At 64.2% G+C, this 19,289-nt stretch carries 21 protein-coding genes and 3 pseudogenes; 8 read left to right on the forward strand and 16 right to left on the reverse strand.

Annotated elements, in window-relative coordinates:
• The first annotated feature begins 11 nt into the window (after positions 1 to 11).
• The 4 genes and pseudogenes from NBT81_RS15815 to NBT81_RS15830 form a co-directional block, all read left to right on the forward strand.
• Complete coding sequence (locus NBT81_RS15815) at positions 12 to 353, forward strand: hypothetical protein (RefSeq protein WP_338739818.1); 342 nt, start codon at positions 12 to 14, stop codon at positions 351 to 353.
• Positions 350 to 712 (forward strand): phage integrase SAM-like domain-containing protein, encoded by a 363-nt coding sequence (locus NBT81_RS15820; protein WP_338739819.1) that lies wholly within the window; start codon positions 350 to 352, stop codon positions 710 to 712. Before NBT81_RS15815 ends, NBT81_RS15820 begins: the two co-directional genes overlap by 4 nt.
• 6 nt (positions 713 to 718) lie before the next feature.
• Positions 719 to 1,356 (forward strand): annotated as a pseudogene (locus NBT81_RS15825) (IS6 family transposase).
• A 33-nt stretch (positions 1,357 to 1,389) separates the two neighbouring features.
• Positions 1,390 to 1,986: pseudogene (locus NBT81_RS15830) on the forward strand (tyrosine-type recombinase/integrase); the annotation flags it as partial.
• A gap of 370 nt (positions 1,987 to 2,356) precedes the next feature.
• On the opposite strand, the gene NBT81_RS15835 reads toward NBT81_RS15830, so the two are convergent.
• The gene (locus NBT81_RS15835; RefSeq protein WP_338738141.1) at positions 2,357 to 3,709 is read right to left on the reverse strand and encodes an IS4 family transposase; all 1,353 of its coding nucleotides are present in this window, start codon (positions 3,707 to 3,709) and stop codon (positions 2,357 to 2,359) included.
• A 67-nt stretch (positions 3,710 to 3,776) separates the two neighbouring features.
• Positions 3,777 to 4,214, reverse strand: a complete 438-nt coding sequence (locus NBT81_RS15840; RefSeq protein ID WP_338739820.1) for a hypothetical protein — start codon at positions 4,212 to 4,214, stop codon at positions 3,777 to 3,779.
• A 207-nt stretch (positions 4,215 to 4,421) separates the two neighbouring features.
• On the opposite strand from NBT81_RS15840, the gene NBT81_RS15845 reads away from it, so the two are divergent.
• Positions 4,422 to 4,742 (forward strand): transcription factor S, encoded by a 321-nt coding sequence (locus NBT81_RS15845; RefSeq protein WP_338739822.1) that lies wholly within the window; start codon positions 4,422 to 4,424, stop codon positions 4,740 to 4,742.
• 74 nt (positions 4,743 to 4,816) lie between these two features.
• Here the strand turns inward: NBT81_RS15845 and NBT81_RS15850 are convergent, their stop codons facing one another.
• The 10 genes from NBT81_RS15850 to pyrG form a co-directional block, all read right to left on the reverse strand.
• Positions 4,817 to 5,134, reverse strand: coding sequence for an RPA12/RPB9/RPC11 RNA polymerase family protein (locus tag NBT81_RS15850; protein ID WP_338739823.1), 318 nt, complete (start codon positions 5,132 to 5,134; stop codon positions 4,817 to 4,819).
• A gap of 48 nt (positions 5,135 to 5,182) precedes the next feature.
• On the reverse strand, positions 5,183 to 5,725 hold the full coding sequence (locus NBT81_RS15855; RefSeq protein ID WP_338739824.1) for a hypothetical protein: 543 nt from the start codon (positions 5,723 to 5,725) through the stop codon (positions 5,183 to 5,185).
• Positions 5,718 to 6,518, reverse strand: a complete 801-nt coding sequence (locus NBT81_RS15860) for a hypothetical protein (protein ID WP_338739826.1) — start codon at positions 6,516 to 6,518, stop codon at positions 5,718 to 5,720. Before NBT81_RS15860 ends, NBT81_RS15855 begins: the two co-directional genes overlap by 8 nt.
• A gap of 45 nt (positions 6,519 to 6,563) precedes the next feature.
• The gene (locus NBT81_RS15865; protein ID WP_338739827.1) at positions 6,564 to 7,400 is read right to left on the reverse strand and encodes an HTR-like protein; all 837 of its coding nucleotides are present in this window, start codon (positions 7,398 to 7,400) and stop codon (positions 6,564 to 6,566) included.
• Positions 7,401 to 7,424: 24 nt separating this feature from the next.
• Positions 7,425 to 8,420, reverse strand: a complete 996-nt coding sequence (locus NBT81_RS15870) for a beta-ribofuranosylaminobenzene 5'-phosphate synthase family protein (RefSeq protein ID WP_338739828.1) — start codon at positions 8,418 to 8,420, stop codon at positions 7,425 to 7,427.
• 19 nt (positions 8,421 to 8,439) lie between these two features.
• On the reverse strand, positions 8,440 to 8,763 hold the full coding sequence (locus tag NBT81_RS15875) for a cupin domain-containing protein (protein WP_338739829.1): 324 nt from the start codon (positions 8,761 to 8,763) through the stop codon (positions 8,440 to 8,442).
• A 103-nt stretch (positions 8,764 to 8,866) separates the two neighbouring features.
• Positions 8,867 to 9,538: a hypothetical protein gene (locus NBT81_RS15880; protein WP_338739830.1), complete on the reverse strand. Its 672-nt coding sequence runs from the start codon at positions 9,536 to 9,538 to the stop codon at positions 8,867 to 8,869.
• A gap of 108 nt (positions 9,539 to 9,646) precedes the next feature.
• Positions 9,647 to 9,970: a DUF7126 family protein gene (locus tag NBT81_RS15885; RefSeq protein WP_338739832.1), complete on the reverse strand. Its 324-nt coding sequence runs from the start codon at positions 9,968 to 9,970 to the stop codon at positions 9,647 to 9,649.
• Entirely contained in the window at positions 9,967 to 10,884 is a 918-nt protein-coding gene (gene guaA / locus NBT81_RS15890) for a glutamine-hydrolyzing GMP synthase (protein ID WP_338739833.1), read from the reverse strand. Before guaA ends, NBT81_RS15885 begins: the two co-directional genes overlap by 4 nt.
• Positions 10,884 to 12,533, reverse strand: a complete 1,650-nt coding sequence (gene pyrG / locus NBT81_RS15895) for a glutamine hydrolyzing CTP synthase (protein WP_338739834.1) — start codon at positions 12,531 to 12,533, stop codon at positions 10,884 to 10,886. Before pyrG ends, guaA begins: the two co-directional genes overlap by 1 nt.
• Positions 12,534 to 12,645: 112 nt before the next feature.
• On the opposite strand from pyrG, the gene NBT81_RS15900 reads away from it, so the two are divergent.
• Together NBT81_RS15900 and NBT81_RS15905 are read left to right on the forward strand one after the other, a co-directional pair.
• Positions 12,646 to 13,443, forward strand: coding sequence for an aldo/keto reductase (locus NBT81_RS15900; protein ID WP_338739835.1), 798 nt, complete (start codon positions 12,646 to 12,648; stop codon positions 13,441 to 13,443).
• Positions 13,444 to 13,528: 85 nt separating this feature from the next.
• Entirely contained in the window at positions 13,529 to 14,365 is an 837-nt protein-coding gene (locus NBT81_RS15905) for a ubiquinol-cytochrome c reductase iron-sulfur subunit (protein WP_338739837.1), read from the forward strand.
• Between the two features lie 28 nt (positions 14,366 to 14,393).
• Here NBT81_RS15905 and NBT81_RS15910 read toward each other — a convergent pair whose 3' ends face one another.
• From NBT81_RS15910 to NBT81_RS15925, 4 genes and pseudogenes are all read right to left on the reverse strand, one after another.
• Positions 14,394 to 14,684 carry a ubiquitin-like small modifier protein 1 gene (locus NBT81_RS15910; protein ID WP_338739839.1) on the reverse strand — a complete coding sequence of 97 codons (291 nt, stop codon included), beginning with the start codon at positions 14,682 to 14,684 and terminating at the stop codon, positions 14,394 to 14,396.
• A gap of 65 nt (positions 14,685 to 14,749) precedes the next feature.
• Positions 14,750 to 15,604: pseudogene (locus NBT81_RS15915) on the reverse strand (potassium transporter TrkA); the annotation flags it as partial.
• Between the two features lie 55 nt (positions 15,605 to 15,659).
• A complete protein-coding gene (locus tag NBT81_RS15920) occupies positions 15,660 to 17,063 on the reverse strand; it encodes a universal stress protein (RefSeq protein WP_338739841.1) in 1,404 nt (467 codons plus the stop codon).
• A 4-nt stretch (positions 17,064 to 17,067) separates the two neighbouring features.
• Positions 17,068 to 17,802, reverse strand: a complete 735-nt coding sequence (locus NBT81_RS15925) for a nucleoside phosphorylase (protein WP_338739843.1) — start codon at positions 17,800 to 17,802, stop codon at positions 17,068 to 17,070.
• A 156-nt stretch (positions 17,803 to 17,958) separates the two neighbouring features.
• Between NBT81_RS15925 and icd the strand changes: the two genes are divergently transcribed.
• Positions 17,959 to 19,218 (forward strand): isocitrate dehydrogenase (NADP(+)), encoded by a 1,260-nt coding sequence (gene icd, locus NBT81_RS15930; protein WP_338739844.1) that lies wholly within the window; start codon positions 17,959 to 17,961, stop codon positions 19,216 to 19,218.
• Positions 19,219 to 19,289: the final 71 nt, after the last annotated feature.

Below are 19,289 nucleotides of genomic sequence, written 5' to 3' on the forward strand. Positions count from 1 at the left end.
TTTTATTTGCTATGTCAGAAAAAAATGACGAGGAAAAACCAGATAAGAAACTCGTTGGCGTCAGAGTTGAACCAAAGAGACACGAGCGATGGACTGAGTTTGTCGAAGAGTCTGATGAATTTGGCTCGCTTGCTCAGGTCCTGAGGGTAGGGGTTGAATCCGTAATCAACGATGAAGAGGACGATTTGGACGAACAGTTGGATATGCTGAGGGATGAACTGGAAATGCTGAGACAAGAGAACCGCCGTACGCGTGAAGCTGTTGAGGAAGTCCCTGAGAAAGTGGATGGTGCTACACAGGTGGCAGAGGAGGTGATTTATCGGCTTGAGGAATTCGAGGGTGATCTGGAATGAGAACAGAGTTCGAAAGTTTTGTTGACTATCTCAAAGCCCGTAAGTCGAAGAGTACGTGGCTTAATCGACAGAGTGGTTTGAAGAAATTGAATGAGTGGATGGACGAGAAAGACTACGAGTTGGAAGATTTGGATGCTGTGACACTGGAGAGCTTCTTGACTTGGATGGCTAACGGAGACGTGTCTAATCGCACTGCTTACGAGTATATGACGGCGGTTCGTCTGTTCTTTGATTGGTACGAGAAACGGTCCGATTTCACCGTGAATCCTGCGAGGAATGTTGACACGGATTGGATTGATAAAGACGAGCCGAAGCACTCGGGTCGCGTTAAGTTAGAGGATGAGGCGGACGAGTTCTGAGTGCTTATGCCAGAATTCGACCGCCTCAACGGATGTATCGAGTGGATCGACTTGTCGTTTGTGGAGCGAAAGCGGACTCCCGAGTGGGCGATTCAAGTGGGCATCCGGTGTCATCTCGCAGGTATGTCAACAAGGGATGCCAGTCAGTTTCTCGATGAGTTGGGAGTCAAACGTAGTCACGTCGCGGTTCACAACTGGGTGCACAAGGCCGATCTACAGCCGATGTCGACGGTGAGTGCGGATCAACTTGCGGTCGACGAGAAAGTGATCCGCATCAACGGCGACGACTACTGGCTGTACGGTGCCGTCGATCCCCAAACGACGAAATCCTGCAGTTCAGGCTGTTTCCAGCGACGACGAAACAGACGACGCGATGGTTTCTGACCGAGCTGCATCGGCAATATCGGCTAGATGGCGTCGAATTTCTCGTCGATGACGCCGATTATCTAGTGAACGTCCTCGACGAAGACGGGTACCGATTCCAGATGATTTCACACGGGAATCGGAATGCCATCGAACGTGTCTTTTGGGAGATAGAACAACGAACCTCATCGTTCGCAACTAGTTTCAGCCATGTCGAACCGCAGACAGCAGAATCGTGGCTCCAAGCCCTCGCCGTCCGGCACAACTCACGCCAAAGTTAACGCGACCAGCACTCGAAGCCAAATCTAACAGTTGAGGAGATGAGAGCATTGATCGAGTCAGCTCCGTCGATGAGGGCGAAAGCGATGATTAGCTTGATGGCAAGTACTGGGATTCGTGCTAAAGAGTGCTGTCAGGCTGAGATGGACAACTTGGACTTGGACGAGCGGAGCTTAATGATTGACACGGTTAAAACAGATTACGGCGAGAGACCCGTGTACTTCGATCTTCGAACGAAGCGTATTCTGAAAAAATATATTGAGAATGGATACCGTGAGAAGTACGCTTCAACAAATGACGAGTACATCTTCCTGAGCTATAACAAGAACCAGCACAAGGAGCATCCGCACGTCAGTACAGACCGTCTCCGTGATGACTTTCTCACAGCTGTCGAGAACTGTGAGAAGATTCAGGATAAGGTTGAGAAAGAGGAAATGGAAGACGGCAGGGAGCGTAGCACGATTGGAACGCATATTCTGCGTCGTTCCTTCTCTCAGCATTGGATCGATAACGGTGGAGACTTGATGTCGCTTAAGAACCACCAAGGGTGGGAAAATCTGGAGACGGCTAAACAGTACTTGAGCGATGATGTAGACCGTGAGACTCGTGACAGATACGGTCTCAGCCTCTAACTGTTCGAGGCGTTCTCATAACTGCGTCCTCTCTACTATTGAATCTGCGTTGACGGAAGAATCGAGCAATCTCCTCAACAATTACTTGTGGGAATATAGAGTATCCTCGTTTATCTCAGAGATCATCTCACAGCTTGACGACAATCTGGCTATTGAGACTGATGTAGAAACGGGCTGGTGATACACTAACAGGAGGGTGTGATTATTTAGGGTTATAATTCGATCTAACACGTATGTATGACAACCGTTGGAACAGAAACAGAGACATCGTATCGCCACAAGACCCAACTTTGAGTCCGAACCGAGAATTTGTTATCCAACCACAGAAGCAGAGTCACCGAATACAAGGTGATTTCGCATCTGTTCTAGTTTAGTGGCGGTCAAAGCCGAACTCACCTCGTTCAACCTGCTCACGTAACCGATCTCTGTGTGGATTTGGATTTCGTGCCACCCATAACAACAGCTCGTCCAGATCTGGCAGTTCGTAGCCCAACTCGACCATGAGGTACAGCTGGATCAGATGAGCGTGGCGTTCGACGGCTAGCGAACAGCGACGGCGGGGGAGCCGCGACGCCGACGAGTCGGCGTCTTCGGCGGCTTCGGCCTCTCGTTGTCTTGCCTCAAGCGACCGTAACTCATCCACGATTACACGACTCATCAGCAGCGAAATTGCCGCCATGATGATCAGCGCCTCGATGATGTAGGCGTCGGTCGTGTTGATCTCATCCAAGCCGAACCGCGACTTCAGCTCCTTGAACAGCAGTTCGACCTCCCAGCGCGCCCGATAGAGCTGCGCAATATCGGGCGCGCTATAGTCGTCTTTGCCGAGATTCGTCAGGTAGAGGTGGTACTCTTCGGTCTCCTCGTTGCGCAGGCCGACCAGTCGAAACGTCCGGGTCGCGCTGGCGCCCGACCCTCCCTTGCGCTCGAATGAGAGCGTGATGCGGACGTCGATCTCCTGTCGCTGCAGGTCGTCGAGGACGGCCTGCAGCGACTCCCCTTCGAGTGGGATACTGTTGCCCCGCCACGTCCGCAGTTCTTCGACGATCTCGAAGTTCGCGTTTTCCTTGACGCGGGAGACGAACCAGCCGCCGTTCTGGTCGATGCGGTCGAACAGCCAGAAGTCGTAGAAGCCCAAATCGAGCAGTATGAGGGCGTCAGCTACCCACTCTCCGGTGGGTAGCTGACTCCGGTCGTGAGTAGTTCCGTCGGTTGTACGGAACCGGGTTGGAAGGCCGGTGGAGAGTGACTCTGTGAGGTGGAGCTTCAGTTCAGCCTGGTCTTCGCCAGTTGCTGCGTAGATATCAGCGGCGTCCTGGTACAGCGAAACGATAGTTGCGTCGGCAATGAGGACGTCTCGAAAGCGTTCGAGACGTCCGTTCAACTCGGCTCGTCCGGTATCGAGATTTTCGATGGCGTCATCGAGAATCTCTCGAAGGAGTGCAACGAAACCCGGTTCGAACCAGTCGTGGAACGCCGCGTAAGAGAGTTCCTCGCAGTCAGCCATCTCGACGTAGCGTTCGAGAAATGCCTGGAGAGAGCGGTCTGATCCAGCGGCGAAACCGAACGAGAGCGTGTAGAATAGCGCAACGATGTCGAACTTCCGCTCTCGTTCGACAAGTGATGTTGCGCGAGCGCGCTCGCGCAACTCGTCGGAGGGAAACGCTCTTTGAATCCGGTCAACAATCACCGAATCCGGTGGGGTATAGGTCACACTTCCCACCGGATTCCTCAACCGGGTAGTTGCAACGATATCCAATCAACAGACGGCGGTTGGATTCTTCGCTAAACTAGAACGCATGCCTTCTCCGTGAAAGACTGTCTTCGTCTGTGGGATCTCGGAAATGGGCAACTGGATTCCTCAGGTTGTGAAGCTCATCCAGTGCGACCCCATTTACTCCATCTGGTTCCACGATGTCCTTCTCAGCGAGGAAGTCCACAGCATCGTGGTACCCAAGCATATCATTTTCTGTAAACTCACCTGCGTCATATGCCATAGCACAGACAGACTGTTCTATGAATGATTGACCGAGCAATATGGATCCAGAGAATATCCCGTAAATATAGGAGAGTTGTGAATCTTCATAGAGTGTTAGTGCTTTCTCACCACCGAACATCGACATTCCGTGTGAGTATTGCGGTCGGTGTTTAGAAATCCACTCAGCTCTTTCATTCATCCCGTCTCGTTCTGCCTCAATAAGCTCATTTACGTAGCTTTCTGCGTCCATATTGATTAATTTCTTACCTACATCATTACCAATGCTGGGTGCGTATGTTAGGTATTAACGACTCTTGTGAAATGTTTGCTCTCGACAGTCGCCAAGAGCTCAAATTAACCGCTACAGCTCGTCGATTTCCTGCCGACGCTTGCTGGACCTACCAGAACGTTACCGAACTTAACACCTTTATCCGACAGGCGTATATCCTCACCTAAGATGGAATTCTGTGACGAGTGCGGTTCGATGATGAAAAAACAGGATGGAGTGATGGTCTGCGATAGTTGTGGACATAGGGAAGAGCAGCAAAGAGACGCAGAAGACTTCATTACCACGACCAAGCAAACGGGTGATGAATTAATTGAGACGGAGGAAGGGGCGAATTTCGAAGGCAAGCCCACTGATGAGAGTGTTCATTGCGATGAGTGTGGAAACGGGAAGGCGTGGTACACAATCAAACAAACAGGGTCTGCTGATGAGCCCCCAACTCGATTTTTTAAATGTACTGAGTGCGGTAATCGCTGGCGAGACTATAACTGAAGTCTCTCCTCAAACTCGACCGTCTCAAATTCCGATTCAATTTCTCAAATAGCGATGGAAGTGCCGACTTTTGATTACGAATATGCTACGCTATTACGTTTCTCGCATTTGAAGAATCGCGTCGGCGGTTCGTCGGCCGCACCGGTCTGTTTGATCGTGTACCACGCCTCGCCACCCCCACAGTCGTCGCAGGTCACGTCGGTCGCCGTGGGTTTCCCCTCGAAGTTCGCACCCTCCTCGGTTTCGACGAGTTCGTCGTCGCTCTGGCTCTCGGTGGAGACGAACTCGGCGGCGCGTTCCTCGTCGCGGGCGTCGGTCGCGCCACAGGACGTACACGCCATCTCGCCGTCGCGGGCGACCATCATCGACCCACAGTCGTCACAGAACTGCATACGGCGGCCGTAGCGCGCCGAGACACAAAGGTGCCTCGACACGTCGAGTCAGTCGATGCGTGACTCGCGACGCTCGGCGACGATAGGGCAGTTGCGCACGCGGAAGTCGTCGGCGTCGACCACCTCGACGATGGTCGTCCCCTCGTGGGTGCAGGTCACCGCCGGCGGGTCGGAGAAGTGTGGGCACTGCTGGCAGAACTCCCGCTTCGAGACGACGTGGTCGTCGGCCGCGGACGCCTCGTGGACCTCGGCCCCGAGTCCCACGCCAGCCTCCGGTCCGTCCTCACCCTCGACGAAGGACTCCCAGACGGCCTCGTCGTCGACCTCGGCGACGTCGACCGGTTCGAAGGGATCGTCGCGACCGGCATCAGTGTCGGCTCCGGCCTCTGCCTCCGCGGACGCGCTCCGTTCCCGCACCTCGCGAGCGAGGTCGGCGAGGGGGATGTCGTCGTCCGCGTCGAGGTCGTCGTCCACGTCGAGGTCGTCGTCCATGTCGAGGTCGTCGTCCACGTCGAGGTCGTCGTCCATGTCGAGGTCGTCGATCGCGGCGAACGGATCGTCGGCGTCGTCCTCGTCGCCGCCCTCAACCATCGGTCGTCCCTCCAAACTCGGTCTCGTCGCCGCCGTCCTCGCCGTCGGTCAGCGCCGGGTGTTCCCCGGTTGCGAGCGTCGCACTTCCGAAGAACCCGGACGAGGGCTCGAAGTCGACGTAGGTGGCTTCGCAGTGTGGACACCGGGGTCGAGAGAGCAGTCCGACGTCGACCGTCGAGCCACAGTCGCCACACGCCGCGGTGCGGTCGCCGTGGCGGTTCGCCGTCGTCCGCAGCTCGTCGACCGCCCGTCGATCCGTCTCGGCAGCGCTGAGATGCCTGAGTTCCGTGCGGAGGTCGGCAACGGTGTCCTCGAGGTCGCCGGTCGTGTCGGTCAGGTACTCCAGGATCTCCTCGTAGTTCTCGAACCCGCGGTCCAGACGGTCGGAGAGCGCGTCGACCTGCGCCGCGGCGTCCTCGGCGGCGTGGGCGGCGGCGTCGACGCGGTCGGCCAGTTCGGGGTGGTCGTGGTCGCGGGGTGCCTTGGCGTCGGCCTCGCGTTTGACCTGGATCACCCGGTCGCGGACGTCGTCGATCTTCGTGTCGAGGTCGTCCTCGACGTCGCCGACGCGGTCGGACAGCACCTCGATGCGCTCTTCCATCCCGTCGAGACGCTCCAGGTCGACGTCGATCGGAGCACCGTCGGCGTCGGGGTCCGCCTCGGCGTCGAGATAGCGGTACACCGAGACAGCTCGCGCGAGGAGTGTTCCTGGATCCGCGTCGTGCTCGGCGGCCCGCCGTTCGACCCACTCCCGTAACTCATCCGGGAAGGCGTCGGACTGTTCGCCTGCCATCCCGTATCCCTTTTTCGCCGCAGCATAAGTATCGGTCGGCCTGCCCTACCGGATCTTCCGGACACCGCTGACGTCGAACCCGCCCTCGTGAATCTCCGTCTCGAACCGGATGATGTTCTCCGCTTCGAGCCGCGAGAGGACCCCCCGGAACTCCTTGACGAACATGGTGCGAGCGCGCTTGGAACCGCCGCTCTCCCACTCGAACTGGAGGGTCCCCGAGGTGGCGTCCATCAGGTGGCCAAGCGACGTCGCCTCCAGTGTCTCCTCCTGGGCCAACAGGAGGATGAGTCCACCCCACTGGTAGGCGACCTTCTGGATGCCCTTCATGACGAGGGCGATGTCACTCCACGTCATGTCGTCGCTGACGGCGGCGACGAGGTCGGTCACCGAGTCGACGATGACGAGGTTCCCCGGCGCGTTCTCGCCGAGGTAGTCGCCGAGGGCGCTCAGTGCGCTCTCCCGGCGCTCGCGCGTCGCTAGATCCTCGACCGTCCGGGTCGCCCCAGCGTACCACTCCCGCGGGATCGGGCTCAGTTGGAAGTACTCGGCCGAGAGATCGCGAAACTGGACGTGGTCGACGGCCGTGTTCGCCAGATCCTCGTCCATCGTGTACGACATCTCGCGTTCGAGGTGGTCACGGCCGGTCGTGAAAGAGACGTAGTGTATCTCCTCGGGCGGCGTCGCAGACGACTCCACATCGCCGTAGTGGAGGTCGAACGCGTCGCGGTCGCCGTAGTACAGGCCGTTCATCGCGGCGCTCGTGTAGGCGAACTCGCGGGCGCCCGCACCGGCCTCGCCGACCAGCAGGACGACGCTCCCCGGTGGCGCACCGCCGCCGACGATGGAATCGAGGCGGGCGATACCGAAGGGGATGCGTGCCATGGGCGGCGTAGGACCGTCGGCGAGTTAGTCGTTGCGGCGCGGGTCGCCGTCGACCGTCGCACCGCGGTTGTGACCCTCGGCGACTAGGACCCGGCCGTCGACGCCCGCGGCGTCCAAGGCGTCGCGTCCCGCCTCCCGTGCCGCCGCCGACCGCGAGGCATCGGTGACGCCGTACACCGACGGCCCCCAGGAGGACTGCCCCGCGCCGTAGACGGCCGGGTCCTCGTCGAGGGCGGCGACGAGTTCGCCGGCCGGCGGGCGGTAGACCCCACCCTGTTCGTCGGCGTACCACGTCCCGTTGAGGCGGCCGACCTCCGCGACGGCCGCCCCGAAGCGTTCGGCCGATCCCTCGGTGATCGCCGGGAGGACACGCCGGGCGATGACGCCGGCGAGACGGTCACTGGGTGACGGGGACGCGGTTTCGACAACCGAGCGCATGCTTCGGTCCTCGGCGTCGCCGCTCGGTCCCGTGGGGGAGTCGGGCACGACGACGAGAAAGCGCCAGTCCTCGGGGATGGGGTGACGCGCGGCGACCGGCGGCACCGACCACCGACCGAGCGCGGGCCGATCGGTCGTGAACCGCGCGGTCGGGTGGCCGGCATCGAGGACGAATCCGCCGTCCTCGAAGGTGGCGACGCCGACACCGGAGCGGCCGCCCCGACCCAACTCCGGTGCGAGGCGTCGGACGTCGACCGAGCGGTCGTGGGCGCGCGCGACGGCGACGAGCGTCGCGAGTGCCAACTGCGTCCCGCTCCCGAGGCCGACGTGCCGGGGGAAGGAGCCGTCGACGGTCACGTCCGCGCCGTCGACGTCGAGGTGGTCGACTGCCCGTTGCGCGTAGTCGCGGACGGTCGGATTGTCACAGGTCACGCCCCCGTCGGGGGTCGCGGCGACGCTGACCCGCGGGCGGTCGAGACCAACGCCCAGACTCCCGTAGAGGCGTTCGCGGGCCAGGCTCAGGTTACAGAAGCCGAAGTGGAGGCGGGCGTACGTGGTGACGACGGCGCGGTCGCGGGACATGGATCGGTGGCGACGCCGCTCAGCCCGACCCCGGGAGCGGACAGAGACTGGCGGTGAAGACGGCGACGTCGTCGGTGTCGTTGCGCGCCCCGTGGACCACGCCGCGGTCGTGGTAGACGACGCCGGGGGCGTCGACCGCCTCCTCGTCGTCGCCCTGGATCACGGTCACCGTCCCGCGGAGGACGTGAAAGACGTTCGTGCTGTCGGCGTGTTCGTGTGGTTCCAATCGAGCACCCGGCCCCAAGGCGAAGGCCTTCACCAGTACGTCGTCGCCGACGGCGAGTTCGGCCGTCACCACTTCCTCGGGGGCCGGATCGAGCGTCTCCAGTCGGTCGAGCGTCATGGCGGCTAGTCGACCGCCTGCGTCTTAATCGGTGCGCTTCCGGGAGAAAACGGAGGAACGAGCGGTCGTCGATCGGAGGGCCGTCGCGTGGGGGAGTCAGGGGTTATCGACCGGCCGGCCCGCCGTCACCGAAGATGGAGCCGAGGAGGGTCGAGACGCGGTCGGGAACGACGGCGGGGAGCGAGGACGGGGGACCCTGTCGGTCCGCCGTCTCTGCCGCGTCGGCCGCACCCGCGTCGGCGGACGCGCTGCCGTCGGCGGCGTTCTCGTCACGTTCGTCGTCCTCGATTTCTTCGGCCTCCTCGTCACGTTCGTCCTCGGCCTCCTCGTCACGTTCGTCCTCGGCCTCCTCGTCACGTTCGTCCTCGGCCTCCTCGTCACGTTCGTCCTCGGCCTCCTCGTCACGTTCGTCTTCGTCCTCCATCTCGAACTCGCTCCCTTCGAGGACGAGCGAGCCGTCGTCGACCGCGTACTCGCTTTCGAGTTCGACGCTCGCCGTCTCGGTGCTCACCTCGAACTCGTCGTCGGGGCGCTCGAAGGCGACGGTCCCGTCCGCGTCGGTCTCGCCGACCGCCTCACCGTCGACCTCGACGGTCGCGTTCTCGACGCCGTCGTCGTCCTCGGTCACGGTGACCGTGACGACACCGTCGTTCAACTGTGCGTCCATGGCGTACGCGCCGTCGCCTGCGTCGTGCGTGCTCCCGACCGCCGCGCCGACGCCGGTGGCGGCCACCAGCACGGCCAGCAGGATCGCGAGCGGTTTCGTGACGGACATTGCACTCGACGGCTGGAACGGGAGCCACTTCAACCGGGGAGACGGTGAAGTCGAATTTCGGAGTTTCGAAGCCTATAAACCCGAATTAACCGGGATTAACCGATCGAATCAGGCGAGTTCCTCGGCGACCATGTCGACGCCGAACAGGTCGGGATCCATCGCGAGGTCGGTCTGCCCGCGCGCGAACTCGGGGAGGGAGTCGTGGCTGTAGACGACGATCTGGACGTCGGAGTTGCGCTCTTTGACCACCGAGATGGCAGTCGCCTCGTCCAGATCCGTGAGGACGAACAGGTCGGCCTCGGCGACGTCCGCGTCGTCGAGGACCGAAGCGGTGAGAATCCCGTCGACGCGTTCGACGTCGATGCCCTCGGCCTCCAGCGCCGCCCCCAGTCCCTCGTGGTCCGGGCCGGCGAGGATCGCTCGGGTCGTCATTCGTACTCGATGGTCGCGGGCGGTTTGTGGGTGACGTCGTAGACGACCCGCGCGACGTTCTCGTTCTCGCCGGTGATGCGGCTCTGGATGCGCTGGAGCGTCTCCCACGGGAGTTCCTGTGCACGCGCGGTCATCCCGTCCCGGCTCTCGACCGACCGGACGGAGACGACCCAGCCGTGGACACGGTTGTCGCCTTTGACACCCGTCGCCTTGCCGATGACGGCCGCGAACGCCTGCCACGGATCGTGCTCCTCGACCTCCTCCTCGACGACGTGACACGCCTCGCGGGCCACCGCCAACTTCTCTTCGGTCACCTCGCCGATGATGCGGACGGCGAGACCGGGACCGGGGAACGGCATCCGCTCGGAGACCACCTCCTCCAGATCCAGCGCCCGAGCCACCTCCCGAACCTCGTCCTTGTAGAGATCGCGGACGGGTTCGACGATGCCCTCGAAGTCGATCACCTCGGGGAGGCCACCGACGTTGTGGTGGGATTTGATGTTGCCCTCGCTCTCGATGCGGTCGGGGTAGATCGTTCCTTGCACGAGGTAGTCGGCGTCGGCCTCGCGGGCCTCGCGTTCGAACTCCCGGATGAACCCCTCGCCGATGACGTGGCGCTTCTCCTCGGGGTCGGTGACGCCCTCGAGGGCGTCGAGGAATCGGTCCTGCGCGTCGACGACTCGTAGGCTGTCCATGAACGCGAACGTCTCGCGGATGCCCTCCGTCTCGCCTTTCCGCATCAGCCCGGTGTCGACGTAGACGGGGGTGAGGCGGTCGCCGATCGCGCGGTACGCGAGTGCGGCCGCGACCGACGAGTCGACGCCGCCGGAGAGCGCGATGATGGCGTTCTCGTCGCCGACAGCGTCGGCGATCTCCTCGGTCGCCTCCGCGATGAATTCGTCGGCGTCGACCATCAGGCCTCCACCTCCCGTTCGGTCACGTCGGTACGATCGAGCACCGACTCGACGAGGCCAACGAAGGGTGGACTCGCTCGGTCGGGACGCGACCGGAACTCGGGGTGGAACTGCGTCCCGAGGAAGAAGGGGTGGTCGTCGAGTTCGACGATCTCCATCCGGTTGTTCGCGCGCCCGGAGAAAGTGAGCGATCCCGCTTCGAGGTCGTCGATGTACTCGGGGTTGACCTCGTAGCGGTGGCGGTGGCGCTCGGTGCAACTGTCGGCGCCGTACACCTCGTGGGCGAGCGTCCCGGGATCGATGTCGGTGGTGTGTGCCCCGAGTCGCATCGTCCCGCCCAGATCCTCTAGGTCGTACTGTTCGGGAAGGAGGTCGATCACCGGGTACGGCGTCTCCTCGTCGATTTCGGCGGAGTGGGCACCCTCCAAACCGAGGACGCTCCGCGCGTACTCGACGACCGCCATCTGGAAACCGAGACAGAGACCGAGGAAGGGAACGTCGTTCTCGCGGGCGTAGCGGATCGCTTCGATCTTCCCCTCGGACCCGCGGGATCCGAAGCCACCGGGGACGACGACTGCGTCGGCCTCGCGGAGGCGTTCGGTGTGGTGGTCGCGCATCTCGTCGGCGTCGACCCACAGCGTGTTGACGTCGACCTCCTCGTGGATGCCCGCGTGTTTCAGCGCCTCGTGGATCGACATGTAGGCGTCTTCGAGGGCGTACTTGCCGACGAGTGCGACGTCGATCTCGCCGGTCCGCTCGCGGGTGACGAGGTCGCGCCACCGGCTGTCTCGCTCCTCGTGGGGGAGCGCCTCGTCGGCGATGTTCAGTCGTTCCATCACGTACTCGTCCAACCCTTCCTCCTCGACCATCAGGGGAACGTGGTAGATATCCTCGACGTCCGGGTTCGAGAACACCGCGTCGGTCGGGACGTCACAGAACAGCGCGATCTTCTCCCGCGTCTCGGCGTCGAGGTGGTCCTCACAGCGACCGACGAGCACGTCCGGTTGCAGGCCGATCGAGCGCAGTTCCTTCACGCTGTGTTGGGTGGGTTTGGTCTTCTGTTCGCCGTTCTGGGAGTAGGGGACGAGCGTGACGTGGGCGAAGAGGACGTCCTCGTCGTCCTCCTCGTGGGAGAACTGCCGGAGCGCTTCGAGATAGGGCATCCCCTCGATGTCGCCGACGGTCCCACCGACCTCGACCAGACAGACGTCGGTCCCCTCGGCGGCCTCGCGGATGCGCCGCTTGATGTCGTCGGTGATGTGTGGAATGATCTGGACCGTGTTCCCCAGGTAGTCGCCCGCCCGCTCCTTCTCGATGACGTGTTGGTAGGTCTTCCCCGTGGTGACGTTGTGGTCGAACGTCATGTCCGTCCCGAGGAAGCGCTCGTAGTTCCCGAGATCGAGGTCGACCTCGCCCCCGTCCTTGAGGACGTACACCTCGCCGTGCTGGTAGGGGTTCATGGTCCCCGCGTCCACGTTGAGGTACGGGTCGATCTTTACGGCTGTCACGTCGAAGCCCGCGTTCGCCAGGAGACGGCCGGTGCTCGCGGCCGTGATACCCTTGCCGAGACCGGACATCACCCCGCCGGTCACGAAAACGAACTTCCGACCCAATTCCGGGTCGTATCCGGTGTCGGATTCCGTCGGCATAACGACCATGCGCGAGGCCACATGAAAATCGTTTCGCCTGGCCGGTCGCGTGGCTGCCGGTCACACGGGGCCACATCGCAGGATTCGAGTCGGCAGCGACCGTCGGCCCCGTATGGATCTGCCCGAACTCGGTCTCGGGACGTACCGACTGACCGACCCCGACGACTGCGCGACCGCCGTCGAGACGGCCCTCGGGACGGGCTACCGTCACGTCGACACCGCCGAGTACTACGGGAACGAGGCGGCGGTGGGCGAGGGCATCGCGTCGAGTCCCGTCGACCGCGACGACGTGTTCCTCGCGACGAAGGTGTGGCGGGACCGTCTCGGTCGCGACGCGTTCCCGGAGAGCGCACGCGAGCGGGTCGACGCTCTCGGCGTCGACGCCGTCGACCTGCTGTACGTCCACTGGCCGCTGGGGACCTACGACCCCGACGAGACGCTCCCGGCCCTGCTGGAGGCGCGCGAGCGAGGGCTGACCCGACACGTGGGTCTCAGCAACTTCACGCCGCCCCTCTTGGACGAGGCCATCGACCGACTCGGCGAACCGCCGGCCGCCCACCAAGTCGAGATGCACCCCCTTTGCCAGCAGGACGACCTCCGGGCACACGCCCGCCGCCACGACTACCCGCTGGTGGCGTACGCCCCCATCGCGCGCAACGCCGTCGCAGACGTGCCCGAGATCCGCGAGGTCGCCGAGAAACACGACGCCACGCCCGCACAGGTGTCGTTGGCGTGGGCGCTCAACAAGGAATCCGTGGCGGTCATCCCCAAGTCCGGGACGCCCGAACACATCCGCGAGAACTACCGGGCCATGGAGCTGGATCTGGACGACGAGGACGTGGCACGCATCGACGGGATCACACGGGAGGAACGGGTCGTCGATCCGGGGGACGCACCGTGGAACCGCTGACCGGTCCGACCCCGTTCGGGCCGACGACGCCGCGAGCGGCCGGTCACTTCGTCATACTTTTCACTGCCCGCGCCAAGGTTCTGGCATGAGCGCGGACGACAAATACCCCGAAGAGAGCGGGCGACGGCGGTTCGTCAAGGGCGTCGTGGGCGGGTCGGCGCTCGCCGGCGTCGGCGCACTCGGGACGGTCACCGTCAACAGCGCGACTGCCTCGCCGGGTGCCGGTGGGGGGGCGACGCAGGCGTGGGCCATCGAGAACACGGCCGGCCCTGCGCCACGCGGGATGCCACAGATCCCGCTCGAAGTCGACGACGAGGGCTACATCAGGGGAATCTGGCCGGACGTCGAGACCACGCTCCAAGGCGGGGTCGAGATCCGGATCGCCGAGATGGACCTCGGCGGGACGACCTACTCCTCGGAGTGGTTCCAGTACTGTGGCGTCGAAGGGTACCAAGGCATCCAGCCGGGGTACGAGAGTGACAACTACTTCAGATCGGACTCGGCACCTCCCTACGACTGGCAGTCGTCGAGCAAGGAACAGGGCGATCGCTTCCACGTCGACGACTTCAGCGACTACACCGAGTGGGGCAACGGCATCGGCGACGCCGGCGCCGGGAAACCAGCCACGGGCACGTGGCGGTCACAGGACGCCGACGACGTGATCCCGATCCAGGTGATCCGGAGCAAGCGCGTCGAACAGGCCGCCCAGAACGACGAGTGGTTGCAGGCGAGCACCGACCAGGGGTTCATCGCGTGGCTCAACAAGTGTACGCACTTCTGCTGTGTCCCCGGCTACAAACAGACGGAGGACGTGGCTCGCTTCGGCGACCCCAACGGGGTCTACTGCCAGTGCCACCAGTCGGTGTACGATCCCTTCTCGGTCGTCCAGACGCTGTTCACCGCCCGCCCACGGCCGGACTGATCGAGCCGGCACCCACTACCCGCTTCCCTCACTCGGTCGCGCCACGCCCGCCGCTCACCGGCGGGAACAGCGCGAGTTCGTCGCTCGCCGCAACCGTCGTCTCCAGTCCGTCGGCCGCGTGGACGTTCTCGCCGTTCCGGAGGACGTTGATGTGGTCCGCGACCGCTCCCGAGTCGTCGAGGACGCGTTCCCGGAGCGACGGCTGTGCCTCGAACAGCGCGTCGAGTGCGTCGCCGACCGTCGCTCCGTCGTCGACGTCGACCGATATCTCCCGGTCGCCGGCCACCTCCGCGAGGTCAGCGAACAACTTCCACTCCATAGGGTACTCTCCCGGCCCGTCGGTCAAATGGGTTGCGTCTCGGACGGCCGACTCCGGGCGCCGAGTCGACGGTACGCCTCGGCGCGACAGACGACGTACACCTCGTCGCCGGCGACGAGCGTCCGGTCGTGGGGGAGCGTGTCGACAGATCCGTCCTCGCCCTCGACGGCGACGACGGTGGCGTCGGCGTCCCGCGCCCGGTCGCTGCGGAGGCTCACGACGTGCCCGCGATAGCTCCCCGCCCCGGTCGAGAGGGTCACCTCGTCGCCGCGGGCGGTTCCGGTGGGGAGGAGGGCACGGACCGAGACGCCGCGCTTGCCGGCTGGGATGCGCTTCGAGAGACCGCCGGGCGGCGGCGCGGCACTCACCGTCGCCCGCGCGCGTTCGTCGAGCGAGACGGACACGTCCGTCAAGTCGAACTCGGTGCGGAGGCGGTCGGCAACCCGTGACTCCAGTTCGACTACCGGCACGTCCGCGGGGACGGGCGGGTGCCCCTCCATGTCGCCGACGTCGCCGGCGACGGTGACACGGGCCTGTCCGCGGCCGCCGACCAGTTCCACCACGTCCGTCGAGAGGGTGCGGTCGGTGAGTTTGCGGAGCGAGAGTTTGCGCGGGAAGTCGGCGACCATCTTGTCTCCGACGCTGTGGGCGTACAGCGAGAGCATCAACACGACGATGAGGGCGACGCTCAGCCGGATCTGATTCGACGACCGGGTGAACGTCGGATCGTTCAGCGCCATCAGGCCACCGTTGACGCCGGCGATGGCCACCGCGAGGACGACGACACCGAACGCGGGGACGGTGACGCCGGTGACGTACTTGAACAGGAAGCCCAAGCCGTAGGAGACGAGCGCCGGAATGATACCCGTCAACACGCCGAGGTAGACGCCGAGTAGGAGTTCGACGGGGACCGAGGCCATGATCACGTCTCGGCGCGGAGGACGATACGGATTGTCGTCGGACGCGGTGGCGACCCTACACGTTCCCGCGGTCGACGACCGCGACGTCGCAGTCGATGTCGCGCAGGCGCTCGAACGTCGGGGGCGAGAGGAGCCGGGAGGCACGGGACCGGTCGCCGGACGATCCGACGACGAGGAGGTCGTAGGTGCTCGCGTTCGCCCCGATGAACTCGGTGACCTCGCTCCGGGCGACGCGGGTCTCGACTTCGGCGTCGACCGTCTCCGCGAGGTCGGCGAGGCGCTTCTCTGCGCCGCGGCGCTCCATCTCCGCTTCGATACAGGTACAGACGCTTAGACTCCCGTTCGGTCCGGTCAGTCGGGTGCCGAAATCGAGCATCGCGTGGGCGCTGTCGCCCGGCCGTGCGACCATCACGAGGACGCGCCGCCAGCGGCGACGGCCGGCCGTCGTCCGGACGGCGACGGTGTCGTAGCGGCTGTCGAACACGCCGTGCACGTACGGCGAGAGCAGGCCGCGGTCCTCCTCGTACGGCGTGACCACGAGGTCACAGTTCGTGTTCGACGCCGTCTCGACGGTCGTCGACACGGGCGAGCCGCGAGCGACGACCACCTCACAGGGGACACCCGCCCGCGTCCGGACCGTCTTCGCGACCGACTCCAGTCGCTCGGCCGTCCGGGTCGCACGGGTGTCGGCGTCGGCATCGATGGCCGGCGTCGCAGCGTCGTCGCCGCCCCCGTCTCCACCGTCGAGGACGGCCAGCAACACGACCTTCCCCGCGTCGTGGGCGGCCGCGAGCGTCGCACCGAAGACGGCCGTCGTCTCGGCGATAGCGGGGTCACCCCGCATCGGCACGAGGACGTGATCGGCGCTCCCGGCCGTGTCGTAGAGATACCGGGCGCGGCGCTCGTAGAACCGCGACCGCCAGAGGCCGAAGACGACGGCGACGAGCGTCCCGAAGACGGCGACGCTCGCGACGTACGCTTCCGGCGAGGCGTCGTCGGTCACGAGGACGAGCAGCGCCGTCGAGAAGGCGGCTGGCTCCTCGACGTCCAGAAACCACGTCACGACGCCGGTCAGGAAGATGGAGAGCGCGGCGCTAAGCGGTGAGACGACCGGCTCCGCGGGGGCGACCGGGAGCGCGAGCGCTACCCAGCCACAGCACGCGCCGGCGACGAGGCCGACGACGAACTTCCGTGGGGAGGCGTACCGGCCCTCGGGATCCGAAAAGAGGGTGTACGCGCCGGCGGCGAGGGGCGGAAAGAGCAGGAAGGAGAGCTCGGTCAGTACGTTCGAGACGACGGTGACGAGGGCGATGAGCAGGGGGACCGCCACCAGCACCGTCAGGTGGAGCAGATTTCCGGTGTGTTGGATCCAGCGACCCAGCGCCGCGAGTTCGCGCCGCTCGATCCGCCGGAGGCGTCGGACGATGGCGGCGACGCGGGCGAGGATCCGATCGAGCATCCCCCTACCCGAGCGTCGCGGCGGCGTCGAGGGCCAGTCCGATCATCCGCTCGACGTTGTTCCGGGCCTTCGGCGGGAGTTCGTCCGCGGCCGTGTCGCCACTCCCCTTCTGGGTCCCCTCGACGAGGTTGCCGTCGACGGTACAGACGGCGCCCGAACGCAACCCCTTCCGGCGGGCGAGGGTGAACAGTGCGGCGGCCTCCATCTCGACGGCGAGGAGGCCGGCGGCCTCCCAGTCGTCGACGTAGTCGTCGGTCTCGGCGTAGAACGCGTCGTCGGTGACGACGGGGCCGACGTGGACCGACTCGCCTTCGGCTTCGGCGGCGTCGATCAGCGCACGCGTCACCTCGAAGTCGGGGACCGCCGGATACTCGACCCGCTCGTAGCGCTTGGTCGTTCCCTCCTCCTTGGCGGCGGCCGTCGCGACGACCATGTCGCCGATCTCGATACCCGACTGGAGCGCGCCGATGGTCCCCGGACGGATCACCGTCTCGACGCCGACCGCTGCGAGTTCCTCGAGCGCGATGGCCGCCGAGGGCGACCCGACGCCGGTCGAACAGATCGTCAGGGGGACGCCGTCGTACTCGGCGTCAACGAGGCGATACTCCCGGTTGCGTGCGAGGTCGGTCGCGGCGTCACAGGCCGCGGCGATGCGCTCGACGCGGTCCGGATCGCCCGGCAGCAGTGCTACGTCTCGGACGTCGCCCTCGTCGACTCGCAGGTGTGGTTGGACGGCCATGGCCCACCGTCGGCGTGCCGCGATCAAAAAGACGGGGTTCGGCGACGGAACACGGACGGGTCGCGCGCCGTCGCTCGCCCCAGGAGCCACGGGAGCCGATCGAACGACGGCGATAACGGCAGGTCTTTCACGCTGGTCGATGAAGGCGCCGACGATATGAGCTACGACAAGATCGAAGTTCCCGACGAGGGTGACGCGATCACCTTCGACGAGGAAACCGACGAACTCGACGTTCCCTCGACCCCGATCATCCCCGTCATCTACGGGGACGGGATCGGCAAAGACGTCGGCCCGGCCGCCCAGCAGGTACTCGACGCCGCCGCCGAGGCGACCGGCCGGTCGATCAGTTGGATGCGCCTCTACGCCGGCGAGTCCGCCCGGGAGCGCTACGGCGAGAACCTGCCCGAGGACACCGTCGAGGCGATCCGCGAGTTCCGCGTCGCGATCAAGGGGCCGCTCACGACGCCCGTCGGCTCCGGCTTCCGCTCGCTCAACGTCGCGCTGCGGAAGAAACTCGACCTCTACGCGAACGTCCGCCCGACCTACCACCTCGACGGGGTCCCCTCGCCGGTCAAGAGCCCCGAAAAGATGGACATGGTCAACTTCCGGGAGAACACCGAGGACGTGTACGCCGGCATCGAGTGGGAGGCCGGCACCGACGAGGTGGAGACGGTCCGCGAGTTCGTCGAGGAGGAGATGGGCTTCGACTCGACCATCCACGACGGGCCGGTCGGCATCGGTCTCAAACCCATCTCGGAGTTCGGGAGCAAGCGCCTGATCCGGGAGGCCATCGACTACGCCCTCGAGAACGGCCGCGACTCGGTGACGCTCGTCCACAAGGGCAACATCATGAAGTTCACCGAGGCGGCGTTCCGCGACTGGGGCTACGAACTCGCCGAGGAGGAGTACGGCGAGGACGTCATCACCGAGGACACCCTCTGGGACGAGTACGAGGGCGAGGCGCCCGAGGGAACCGTCGTCGTCAAGGACCGCATCGCCGACAACATGCTCCAGCAACTGCTGACCCGCACCGAGCAGTACGACGTGTTGGCGATGCCGAACCTCAACGGCGACTACCTCTCGGACGCCGCGGGCGCACAGATCGGCGGCCTGGGCATCGCCCCCGGCGCGAACCTGGGCGGCGGGCGCTGTCTGGCCGAACCCGTCCACGGCTCCGCGCCGAAGTACGCCGGCGAGGACAAGGTCAACCCCACCGCGATGATCCTCTCGGGCCGGATCATGCTCGAACAGCTCGGCTGGGACGACGCGGCTGACCTCGTCCGCGACGCCGTCGAGGAGACCATCTCCTCGGGGAAGGTCACCTACGACCTCCACCGACAGATCGAGGGCGGGACGAAACTCGCCACCAGCGAGTACGCCGACGTGGTCGTCGAGAATATCGAGAAGCTCTCCTGAGCGGCGACCCCCGCCCGATAGCCGGCGTTCCGGCCATCGAGGGGACCGACGACGGTTCGGATGCCGTCAAT

The sequence above is a fragment of the Haloplanus sp. CK5-1 genome (assembly GCF_037201915.1).
GTDB lineage: Archaea > Halobacteriota > Halobacteria > Halobacteriales > Haloferacaceae > Haloplanus > Haloplanus salilacus.